This window comes from Roseateles sp. FW301-B2, from assembly GCF_058788955.1.
This window is the reverse complement of record NZ_JBYTBE010000045.1, coordinates 26,099-36,724: the sequence shown is the minus strand read 5'-3', so window position 1 is coordinate 36,724 and position 10,626 is coordinate 26,099. Positions and strand designations below refer to the sequence as shown.

The window sequence follows — 10,626 nt, the reverse complement described above, 5'->3', positions numbered from 1 at the left end:
CAGCGCCTTCTGGCTATCCGAGTAGTAGATCCGCGGTCGCTGCCTCATGTCCAACACTCCTTCGGCCTGATCGGCCCATAGTGTGTTGCGTCGACCGATTGAATCCGCCAGCGGCAGCGGCCATACGACGGGACGAGATCGACGCGCGAAACCGGTCGCTCAACGTTTTACATGAGGGTCTTGCGTAGGCAGGCGACGCCTTCTGGAGCAAGCCCCCTCGATCGAAGGGCTAGGCCGCAGGGTCTTCACGCAACGACGCGCCGACTCGAACGGGCCAGAAGCCGATTTAGCGCAAGCGCTCCTACCAGGGAAGCCGCGAGCGACAAGACCCAGATTGTGGTTGAGGCCGGCGCTGCCGACTCGGCTTGACTTCCCCTGGATGAAGATTCAACAACCGTGAGCGAGGTGTTGTAGAGAGCATGGAGGGCTATAGACGGAACCAGGGAGCGTGAACGCTCATAGAGCCAACCTGCGATTAGCCCCAAGAGGAAGGCAATGACGAACTGGTAGATGTTCAGATGCGCCATCCCGAAAATGAGCGCTGAAGCAGCGATGGCGGTACCGCGGGAGTACTGAACAAGAAAGGCTCGGAGAATTACTCCTCGGAAGAGCATCTCCTCAAGAATGGGCGCCAGCACGCAGACGGCGGTGATGGCTGCCATGTTCGCTGCAGACATGCTCGCGAAAGCCTGTTCCTCCCACGCGGAGAGCGGAAAGATGCGGACCAAGAGTTCACTCAGCTCTGCCGCAAGCATGACAAGCGCAGGGACTAGAAGCGCAACGGGAGGGATAAGAAGAACTATCGTGGCGCGGAGCGAAGCCCGCGAAGGATGGAACAGAGCTCGATAGGACAAGGCCTTGGCGTGTAGCAAGACTGCGAATAGCATGCCGTTCCCCAACAGCGTGACCAGCGCACTAAGCTCTTCCCGAGTTAGTGCGAGAGTTCGCCGCGCATCGTACAGAGCAGCCCCGACAACGTACTCGGCCAGGAACATTGCGAGAACAAGCAGGAGGGCTTGTGGAGCGGAGGGGAACGATTCGTCTTTCACGGGCGGTGCGTCCTCTGCGGCCTAACGTTGCAGCTGAGCCACGAGCGGAGGCCTGCCGACGCGAGTCGGCTCGAGCGACTGGTTAGGCCTGGCTCGCGTAGCTTGCACACCTTTCGCATAGGCCAAATTCGTCAAGGTCTTGGATAGGGAACATTTCCTCGAATCTGACCTTGGGAATATTTGTTGGGGCATCAGACTTCCGTCCAAGCTGTTGGCACGCGGCGCACTGGGTGATCCACTTCCTCGTCCGAGGGTCCGCCAGGAACCACTCCTGCGTCTTCGTCTCAGTTCTCATGGGCAAGGCCTAACGTTCAAGCTGAGCGTCGATGAGCGTCTGGGAACGGAAGGGCCAGAATGAAATGAGGCCCTGAAGTGACCAGCCGTTGCGAGTCGGCTCGAGCGACCGGTTAGACGTCTCCATCGCCTGCTCTCTTTCGCGTACGCGCAAGCAGCATCCCTGCAATCAGCATACCCACCCCGGGATAGAGGAAGACGGGCACGGTATCGAAGGACGCATTCGCAACTCGTAGGACATGAGCCTCCACCTCTGCCGCGCTGTAGAGCTTGCCTGGGTGTTGGGCAAGAATCGCATAGCTCTCGTGAAGGACGGGACGTATTGCCCCACGCGAGAGTTGCATTGCTTGCAGGGCAGATAGCCAGAGAAAACCGACGATCAAGAGCGTGTAGCCAATCTTTCGCATAACCCGACTGTAAGCGTGACGCCTAACGTTGAAATTGAGCCAGCGCCGAAGGCGATCGGCTCGAATGACCGGTTGAACAGACAGCCTCATCTCCCATAGCGGTGCTCACTCCATCGTCTCCAGAATCTTCTTTAGTTGCTGTCCATCCGGATAGTGAATGTCATCGATTAGCCACCCTGCGCCTGATCGTACGAGGAGGATTTTCATGCCGATGCGCTTGCCATTGCCAGGGTAGTCAAAGGACACGTTAACCGTTGCTGGAGTCTCGCCAAGAACGACCTTCAGTCTGGCCGCGCCAGGATCTTGCGAAGCCCAGATCGGGCTGAAATCGAGTTTGCAGATTTCCCGCGTACGCGACACGCATTGACGGTCGTCTCGAAGCAGCTTGACCAAGCGCGGTGAAAAATAGCGAGACCAGACTGCATCAGACTCAGTAAGAAAACCCCGCCCAGCGATCGGCTCATCGATGACGGCCTCCCACGCGAAGTCGCGGTAGAGACGCACGACGGGATCAAGCGCGTCCCTTGGAGCGGCAATGGCGGCGGGCGAAACGAGAAACAGCAGGGCGGCGGCGCGAAAAAGCATGGAGCTGTTCAACTAGGTTGTAGGGCGACAGATTTGCTGCATAACACCGGAACCTGTCTGCATAACATCGGACGCCTCCCCGGCCTGCATGCCGCGCCATTGTTGGATTATGACCAATGGTCCGTCAATTCGCACTGCATGAACAGACCGACGAAACCGGCACGCGGTCAGCTCCATTTGAATCGCCCCGCACTCGGATCGGATGGGCTGCCGCGGCACGATCTATGCCGCTTTGTCGGCCTGAAAGCGGTCATCATTGAACGCCTGCCCTCAGCCTCGATCTGCCCATCGCCCATGCCAGCGCAGCCGCCGCTGGCCAAGCGCGTGAGTTGCTGCGGCTCATAATCCCGCATGAAACTCATCGTGGCTGTTCATTTCGAAGGCGCGCAGGCGCATGCTGCTGCTGCTGCGGCTTTCGACGCCTGGGATGCTGCGGAAGCGACCCAGACTTACGTCTCGCGAATAGCCCATGTCGAGCCGGCCGTCCGCGGGGAACTTGACCTGCGAGAACTGCCCTGCGTGATGCAACTGCTGCGCGAGCACGGCCTGGAGCCCGAGCTCATCCTGATTGACGGCTTCGTCCATCTTGATGCCGACGAAATGCCGGGGCTTGGCCAGCACCTGTATCACGCGCTGGGTGGCAGGGTGCCGATCATCGGTGTTTCGAAGAAGCGCCTCGCGGGCCTGGGGGCGCAGTTCGAAGTCATGCGTGAAGAGGAAGCGCAGCCCCTGTATGTCACGTGCGCGGGCATCGACATTGGCGCGGCCAAGGCACGGCTGCGTGCGATGCACGGCAGGAAGCGTTTGCCCACGCTGATGAAGCTCGCTGCTCGGCTTGCGAAGAACAAGGACTGATCCCACGCCCGGCATCGAATGGCTGCGCCAACCGCGCCGCGCAGCAGGGCCTGCAGGCCGCTTCGCCGTGAACGGGGCGATCAGCCCCTGGCGTACCAGGCCTTGACGCCGGCGTGCTCGCGCACCGCCGTGTAGATGGCCATCAGCTTCGGATAAGCGTCGAAGATGGTGGCCGGGATGTGGTCGACGGCGCCGCCGATGAACCAGCGCACGGCCATGTGCAGCTTCAGGTCGACCACCTGCAGCTTGTCGCCGCCGAAGAAGGGCTTGCCGCCCACGATGTTCTTCTCAGCGGCCGCGGCCCAGGCCGGCAGGTAGCTGGCGGCGAGTTGCTCGCGCACGCGCTTCTTCTCGTCGGCATCCATGCGGATCGTGGGGCCGACGACGGCGCGCAGATCTTCCACATGCTGCATCATGCCCTCGTGCCGCGCGGCCTCGAAGTCGTCGGCCGGATGCAGGCCGTGGCGGCGGCCGATCAGCACCAGGATGGGGTTGGTGTGGGCCAGCGGCGCATGGCCAGGCAGCTCCAGAAAGGGCATGCTGCCGTAAGGCGTGCTCGGCTTCAGGGCCGGCCAATCGGCGCCCTTGATGCGCACATCCTCGAAATCGACGCCGGCCAGGTGCAGGGCCAGACGGCATTCCTCGCCGCGGCTGACCGGGGCGTCGAAATAGGTGAGTTTGGGTTTGGCAGCGGTGTTCATGGCCGAAGGCTAGCACGCTGCTACGCCAGGCAACATGGCCCGTGCGCCAGGCCACCCGCCTATCCTTCGCCCCCCACCACCCCATCCGCCAGCAGCCGCGCCTGCTCGGCCGCGCTATAGCCCAGCTCGCCGAGCAGGGCCGCGGTGTCGGCGCCCAGCGCCGGCGGCGGCAGGCGCAGCGGCAGGCGCTGGCCGTCCAGACTCAGCGGCAACAGCGGCGCGCGCGTCTCGATCGCATGGCCGGCGGCGCTGGCGTCGGGCGGGATCGTCACGGCCGCCAGGCCACCGGTGGCGCACAGGTGCGGATCGTCGAACAGCGCCTGCGGCTTGGTGATGGGCGCATAGGGCAGGCCGCGCGCCTCGAAGCGCGCGCCGATCTCGGCCGCGCTGAGCTCGGCCAGGCGCGTGCGCAGCAGCGGCAGCAGCCAGTCGCGCGCCTGCACGCGCTGGTTGTTGCCATGCAGGCGCGCGTCGGCGCGCAGATCGGCCAGCTCGAAGGCCTCGCAGAACAGCGCCCATTGGCTGTCGGACACCACCGCCAGGAAGATCTGCTCGCCGCCCTGCACGCTGAAGACGTCGTAGATGCCCCAGGCCGAGATGCGGCTGGGCATGGGCGCGGCCGGCCGGCCGGTGACGGCGAACTGCATCATGTGCTGGGCCATCAGGAACACATTGTTCTCGAACAGCGCGCTCTGCACCTGCTGGCCGCGGCCGGTCTGGGCGCGCTGCACCAGCGCCGCCAGCACGCCGATGGCGCCGAACATGCCGCCCATGATGTCGTTCACGCTGGCACCGGCGCGCAGCGGCCGGCCCTCGGGCCCGGTCATATAGGCCAGGCCGCCCATCATCTGCACCACCTCGTCGAGCGCGGTGCGCTGCTCGTAGGGGCCGGGCAGAAAGCCCTTGTGCGAGACATAGATCAGGCGCGGGTTGAGCGCCGCCAGCGCGGCGGGGCCCAGGCCCAGGCGCTCCATCGCGCCGGGCTTGAAGTTCTCGCTGAAGACATCGGCGCCGGCCAGCAGCTTGAGCACGATCTCGAGGCCGCGCGGGTCCTGGGTGTTGACCGCGAGGCTGCGCTTGTTGCGGTTGAACATCGCGAAGAAGCCCGCGCCCGAGCCCAGCAGGCGGCGCGTGTTGTCGCCCGCCAGCGGCTCGACCTTGATGACCTCGGCGCCCAGGTCGGCCAGGATCATGCCGCAGCTGGGGCCCATCACCATATGCGTGAACTCGAGCACGCGCAGGCCGGCGAGGGGCAAGGCTTGCGGCAAGGCTTGGGGCGGCTGCTCAGACATGGCCGGCCGCCGGCTGCGCCACAAAGCCCTTGGGCAGGCCCGCCTCGGCCAGCATGCCGTAGAGCGGCTCGCCCGGCAGGCCGGCGCGCAGCGGCGCGCGCGCGGCCAGCAGGCGCTCCAGGTCCACGCCGGTGCGCAGGCCCATGGCCTCGAACATGAAGACCAGGTCCTCGGTCACCACATTGCCCGAGGCGCCCGGCGCATAGGGGCAGCCGCCCAGGCCGGCCAGCGAGGCGTCGAAGCTGCGCACGCCCACGTCGAAGGCGGCCAGGCAGTTGGCCAGGCCCAGGCCGCGCGTGTTGTGCAGATGGGCGGCGCCGGCGCGCGCGCCCAGCTCGGCGCGCAGGCGCGTGAACAGGCGCCGCACCTGGGCCGGATCGGCCATGCCGCTGGTGTCGGAGAGGCCCACCTCGTCGGCACCCGCCGCGGCGGCCTGCACCGCCAGCCGGATCACCTCGTCCTCGTCCACGCGGCCCTGCAGGGTGCAGCCAAAGGCGGTGGAGAGGCCCACCTCCAGGCCCACCCCCGGCGCGCGCTCGCGCCGCAGCGCCGCGATGCTGCGCAACTCCTCGAGCATCTGCGCCGGCGTCTTGCGCACATTGGCCAGCGAATGCGCGGCGCTGACCGACAGCGGCAGGGTCAGCTTGTGCACGCCGGCCGCCAGCGCCGCCTGCGCGCCGCGCAGATTCGGCACCAGGGCCAGCACGGTGACCCCGGCCAGGCCGCGCGCATGCCGCACCAGCTCGGCACTGTCGGCCAGCTGCGGCAGCAGCGCCGCCGGCACGAAGGAGCCGACCTCGATCTCGCGCAGGCCGGCGGCGTGCAGGGCGTCGATCCAGGCCAGCTTGGCTGGCGTGGCCATGGTCTGGCGCAGGCTTTGCAGGCCATCGCGCGGGCCCACCTCGCTGATGTGGATGTCCGGCCGATTCGACATTGTGGTTCTGTTAGATAGAATTATGTTCTGAAAATACTAAATTCAGATCTTGCCCGAGTCAAGGAAGCCAGCATGCCCAAGAAGGCTTTGACCCCCTCCCTGGCGGACGAGCGTGCCGCCCCCGGCGGCGCGGCGGCGGTGGACCGCGCGCTGTCGCTGCTGTGCGCCTTCCGCGCCGGCGATGCGGGCTTGAGCCTGCAGGAGCTGGCCGAGCGCACGCGGCTCTACAAGAGCACCGCGCTGCGCCTGCTGGCCTCGCTGGAGCATGCGCGCCTGCTGCTCAGGCAGGCCGACGGGCGCTACGTGCTGGGCCCCGAGCTGGCGCGGCTGCAGCTCGTGCAGGCCGGCCAGTTCTCGCTGGAGGCGGTGGTGATGCCGGTGCTGCGCGAGCTGGTGGCGGCCACGCGCGAGAGCGCCGCCTTCCATGTGCGCCAGGGCGAGCAGCGCCTGTGCCTGTACCGGGTCGACTCGCCCCAGCTGCTGCGCGACCACACCCGCGCCGGCGACCTGCTGCCGCTGGAGCGCGGCGCCGGCGGGCGCGTGCTGCTGGCCTTCGGCGGCGCCAAGGGCGCGCTCTATGCGCGCATCCGCGAGGCCGGCCTGGCCGAACTCTCGGGCGACCGCGTGCCCGACCTCAGCGGCATCTCGGCCCCGGTGTTCGGCGCCGCCGGCGAGCTGGTGGGCGCCCTCACCCTGACCCTGCCCAGCCACCGGCTGCAAGCCGGCTTCGGCGCGGCGGTGAAGGCGGCGGCGGCGCGGCTGAGTCAAAGGCTGGGGGCCTAGGTCAGGTTCCAGACAGGCGCTCGCGACGATAAAGAGCGCATGACGAAAGATGCGCCTCGCTCCGACCTCAAGACCCGCATGAAACTGCGCCTCGGCGGCTGGCTCCATCCACGCGCCACGCGCCGCTGGCAGGACTTCCTGGCCCGCCATGCCTGCCTGCAGGCGCAGCTGCAGCGCCACCCGGTGCTGGCGCACAAGATCTACCGCCCCTACCTCTGCACCGGGCTGGGCTGCGGCGCGCGCGTGCGCGTGCTCAGCGAGCATTACGGCTTCATGCACGAGCGCGGCCTGCTGGCCTGGAGCTGCGCCGCCGCCGAGCGCCCGCATTGCCTGGGCCAGCTGCCGCTGAAGGATGGCGGCAGTGCCGCACTGACGCTCAGCGCCATCCACGACGGCCACCGCGAGGGCGAGCTGTGCCTGGCGCTGCAGCTGGCAGGCCAGCGGCTGTACTCGCTGTCCTTCGTGATACGCGGCGGCGCGCAGGGGCCGCTGCTGATGGTCGGCCGCCTGCAGGGGCTGGCCGGCGACGAGGCGCGCCAGCTGGTGCGCGAGGCCACGCGCCAGCTGCATGCCTGCCGGCCCACCAGCCTGCTCATCACGGTGGTGCGCCACATCGCCTACCTGCTGGGCTGCGCGGGCGTGCAGCTCGTGAGCAACCGGCACCGCATCGCGCTGAACCCGTGGCGGCGCTGGCACATTAGCTCGGACTACGACCAGCTCTGGACCGAGCTGGGCGCCCTGCCCGGCCGCGATGGCGACTATCGGCTCAACTGCCTGCGCGAGCCCGGCATCGATCTGGCGAGCCTGCCGTCCAAGAAGCGCGCCGAGGCGCGCCGCCGCGAGGCCCTGCTGCGCACCGCCTGCGCCGGCGTGGCGGCCAGCCTGCAGGCGGCCGGCGGCGTCGGGCTGCAGATCCCGAGCTACCCCTTGGCAGCCTGAGCCAGCGGCGGAAACACCAGGCAGGCTCTCAGCCCCTGGCCGCCCGGCCCGGGTTCCAGGCTCAGGCTGGCCCCGAGCAGGCTGGCATAGCGCTCCACGATGGACAGGCCCAGGCCCGCCCCCTGGCCCAGCGCCGGCGCCCGGCACAAGGCCTCGCCCTGCGCCCAGCGCTGGCGCACGGCGCTGCGCTGGGCCGCGGGAATGCCGGGCCCGTTGTCGATCACGCACAGGCGCAGCCCCTGCCCTTGTGCCTGCTGGTCGGGCTGCAGCTCGACGCTGATGCTGCTGGGCCCGCTGGCGGCGCGGCCGTAGCGCAGCGCGTTGTCGAGCAGATTGCCCAGCATGCCCTCGATCAGCCCGGCATCGCCCAGCACCTGCTCGCCGCCCTCCAGCCCGCCGGCGCCCAGCTCCACGCCGGCCTGGTCGGCGCGCGGCAGGTAGCGCAGCAGCAGCTCGCGCACCAGCTCGCCCAGCACCAGGGGCTGCAGGCGCAGGCGGCCGCGCGACTCGTCGGCCAGGGCCAGGGCCAGCAGCTGGTCCACCAGATGGCTGGCGCGGCCCTCGCTGGCCAGCACCGCCTGCAGCTGCTCGCGCCAGCGCTGCGGCTCGCTCTGCGCCAGGCCGTATTCGGCCGCCGCACGCACGCCCGCCAGCGGCGTGCGCAGCTCATGCGCGACATTGCCGGCAAACTCGCGCTGGGCGCGCACGCTGGCCTCCACGCGCGCCAGCAGGCCGTCGATCGAATGGCCCAGCTGCTCCAGCTCGCGCGAGGGCGCCTCGGTCTTGAGCTCGGCCGGCAGGGCCGAGAGATCGGAGGGCGGGCGCGCCTGCAAGGCCTGCTGCAGCGCCGCCAGCGGCCGCACATCGCGGCCGATGCGGTGGCGCAGCCAGCCGGCCAGGCCCACCAGCAACAGCACCTGGGGCGGCAGCGCAAACAGCAGCAGCTCCTCGCGCATGCGCTGGCGCATCACCGTGGTCTGGGCCACCACCACCAGGGCCGGCTGCGGCGCGTCGCGCCGCAGCACCAGGGTGCGCACCGCACGGCCGCGGTAGTCCTGGTCCAGGTACTGCAGCTCGGGCGGCGCGGCGCCGCCGCGCGGTGGCGCCGGCAGCAGGCCCGGGCTGCCCACGATGAGGCGACTGCCGCCGTCGTGCACGGCATAGACCGCGTAAAAGACGCGCTCGCTCTGGTCGTACAGCACCGTACCCAGGTCCTCGCTGGACATGGCCAGCTGCAGGCCCTGCGCGCCCACCTCCAGATGCCGGGCCAGCAGCAGCGCATCGTCCAGCATCGAGCGGTCGAAAGCGCGCTGGGTGAAATAGGAGGCCACCCACAGCGCCAGCAGGCTGCCCAGCGCCCAGGTCAGCAGCAGCGGGCCCAGCACATGGCGCAGCAGGCGGCGGCGCAGCGGCGGCTTGCTGCTGCTGCGGCTCGCCGGTTCGCTCATGCCTCGGGCTCCAGCACATAGCCCAGGCCACGCAGCGTGCGTATGCCGGCGCCGCTGCCGGCCAGCTTCTTGCGCAGGCGCGAGATGAAGGTCTCCAGCGCATTCGCACCCAGCGCATCGTCGAAGCCCGAGAGCTTGTCGCTGAGCCGGGCCTTGCTGACCACCCGGCCGGGCGGCGTCATCAGCTCGCTCAGCACCTCGAACTCGCGCGCCGGCAGATCCAGCGGCGCCTCGCCGACGAACAGGCGCCGGGCACGCCGGTCCAGCATCAGGGCGCCGACGCGCACCTGATCATCCAGGTCGAGGCGGCGGCGCACCAGGGCGCGCAGGCGCGCCTCCACCTCGGCCAGGTCGAAGGGCTTGCCGAGGTAATCGTCGGCGCCGGCGTCCAGGCCGGCAATGCGCTCGTCGGTGCGGTTGCGCGCGGTCAGCACCAGCACGGGGGTGCGATCGCCGCGCGCGCGTGCCTCGCGCAAGGCCTGCAGGCCGTTGCCATCGGGCAGGCTGAGGTCAAGCAGCACGGCATCCAGCTCCTGGATGCGCCACAGAAAGCGTGCCTGCTCCAGCGTGCCGGCCAGGTCCACCAGGTGGCCTGCCTCGCTCAGGCTGCGCTGCACGATCGAGCTCAGCGTGGGGTCATCTTCTACAAGCAAAATGCGCATGGCCGGAACGGTAGCGCATTTCTGCACCGCCCCGCTTGCAGCAAGCCAGGACGCACATGGACATCGACCCCAAAGACCTTGTTGAAACCGCGCAGCAGGCCGCCGCGCCCACCACGGCCGAGCGCCCCTCGCGCCTGAACGCCGCGGTGGCCATCACGGTGGCGCTGCTGGCCACCTTCATGGGCATCTGCAAGGTCAAGGACGACAACATCGTGCAGGCCATGCAGCAGGCCCAGGCCGACAAGCTGGACCACTGGGCCTATTACCAGGCACGCAATATCCGCCAGGAAGTGGCCGAGGCCAGCGTCGTGCAGCTCGAGCTGGCGCAGCTGAGCGCCAAGCCCGAGGCCCAGGCCGGCTATGCCAGCGCGCTCGCCAAGTACCGCGCCCTGGCCGCCGACCAGGCCAGGAAGAAGGACGAGCTGCGCGCCCAGGCCGAGCAGGACCAGCGCAACTACGACGCCCTCAACTACCGCGACGACCAGTTCGACCTCAGCGACGCCCTGCTGGCGATCGCGGTGGCCATGCTGGCGGTGACCGCGCTGACGCAAAGCCAGCGCCTCTACTGGGCCGCGCTGCTGCCCTCCTTCTTCGGCGTGCTGATGGGCCTGGCAGGCTTGGCCGGCTGGGCCCTGCACCCGAGCAGCCTGATCGCCCTCTTGTCCTGACGCGCACAA

General features: G+C 68.6%; 11 protein-coding genes. 4 read left to right on the top strand and 7 right to left on the bottom strand.

Features of this window, described 5'->3' with window-relative positions:
- Positions 1-245: 245 nt before the first annotated feature.
- Positions 246-1,049 (bottom strand): CPBP family intramembrane glutamic endopeptidase, encoded by an 804-nt coding sequence (locus tag AC3WQY_RS22375; protein WP_285232620.1) that lies wholly within the window; start codon positions 1,047-1,049, stop codon positions 246-248.
- 806 nt (positions 1,050-1,855) lie between these two features.
- Positions 1,856-2,335: a YqhG/Tai3 family protein gene (locus AC3WQY_RS22370; RefSeq protein ID WP_285232621.1), complete on the bottom strand. Its 480-nt coding sequence runs from the start codon at positions 2,333-2,335 to the stop codon at positions 1,856-1,858.
- A 351-nt stretch (positions 2,336-2,686) separates the two neighbouring features.
- On the opposite strand from AC3WQY_RS22370, the gene AC3WQY_RS22365 reads away from it, so the two are divergent.
- Complete coding sequence (locus AC3WQY_RS22365; protein WP_285232622.1) at positions 2,687-3,190, top strand: endonuclease V; 504 nt, start codon at positions 2,687-2,689, stop codon at positions 3,188-3,190.
- An 80-nt stretch (positions 3,191-3,270) separates the two neighbouring features.
- On the opposite strand, the gene AC3WQY_RS22360 is transcribed toward AC3WQY_RS22365, so the two are convergent.
- The 3 genes from AC3WQY_RS22360 to AC3WQY_RS22350 are packed head-to-tail and all read right to left on the bottom strand — an operon-like array spanning position 3,271 to position 6,117.
- Positions 3,271-3,891 carry a glutathione S-transferase family protein gene (locus tag AC3WQY_RS22360; protein WP_492710748.1) on the bottom strand — a complete coding sequence of 207 codons (621 nt, stop codon included), beginning with the start codon at positions 3,889-3,891 and terminating at the stop codon, positions 3,271-3,273.
- A 59-nt stretch (positions 3,892-3,950) separates the two neighbouring features.
- On the bottom strand, positions 3,951-5,183 hold the full coding sequence (locus AC3WQY_RS22355; protein ID WP_492710746.1) for a CaiB/BaiF CoA transferase family protein: 1,233 nt from the start codon (positions 5,181-5,183) through the stop codon (positions 3,951-3,953).
- Positions 5,176-6,117: a hydroxymethylglutaryl-CoA lyase gene (locus AC3WQY_RS22350; RefSeq protein ID WP_492710744.1), complete on the bottom strand. Its 942-nt coding sequence runs from the start codon at positions 6,115-6,117 to the stop codon at positions 5,176-5,178. Before AC3WQY_RS22350 ends, AC3WQY_RS22355 begins: the two co-directional genes overlap by 8 nt.
- 72 nt (positions 6,118-6,189) lie before the next feature.
- Here AC3WQY_RS22350 and AC3WQY_RS22345 point away from each other — a divergent pair, with 72 nt between their 5' ends.
- Positions 6,190-6,900 carry an IclR family transcriptional regulator gene (locus AC3WQY_RS22345; RefSeq protein ID WP_285232626.1) on the top strand — a complete coding sequence of 237 codons (711 nt, stop codon included), beginning with the start codon at positions 6,190-6,192 and terminating at the stop codon, positions 6,898-6,900.
- Between the two features lie 39 nt (positions 6,901-6,939).
- The gene (locus tag AC3WQY_RS22340) at positions 6,940-7,839 is read left to right on the top strand and encodes a VirK/YbjX family protein (RefSeq protein WP_492710743.1); all 900 of its coding nucleotides are present in this window, start codon (positions 6,940-6,942) and stop codon (positions 7,837-7,839) included.
- Here AC3WQY_RS22340 and AC3WQY_RS22335 read toward each other — a convergent pair.
- Together AC3WQY_RS22335 and AC3WQY_RS22330 are read right to left on the bottom strand one after the other, a co-directional pair.
- Complete coding sequence (locus AC3WQY_RS22335) at positions 7,821-9,287, bottom strand: sensor histidine kinase (protein ID WP_492710741.1); 1,467 nt, start codon at positions 9,285-9,287, stop codon at positions 7,821-7,823. The two genes, AC3WQY_RS22340 and AC3WQY_RS22335, sit on opposite strands and share 19 nt — an antisense overlap.
- A complete protein-coding gene (locus AC3WQY_RS22330) occupies positions 9,284-9,949 on the bottom strand; it encodes a response regulator transcription factor (protein WP_285232630.1) in 666 nt (221 codons plus the stop codon). The genes AC3WQY_RS22335 and AC3WQY_RS22330 overlap by 4 nt, the downstream gene beginning before the upstream one ends.
- Before the next feature lie 56 nt (positions 9,950-10,005).
- Here AC3WQY_RS22330 and AC3WQY_RS22325 point away from each other — a divergent pair, with 56 nt between their 5' ends.
- Complete coding sequence (locus AC3WQY_RS22325; RefSeq protein ID WP_492710740.1) at positions 10,006-10,617, top strand: DUF4337 domain-containing protein; 612 nt, start codon at positions 10,006-10,008, stop codon at positions 10,615-10,617.
- Positions 10,618-10,626 lie beyond the last annotated feature (9 nt).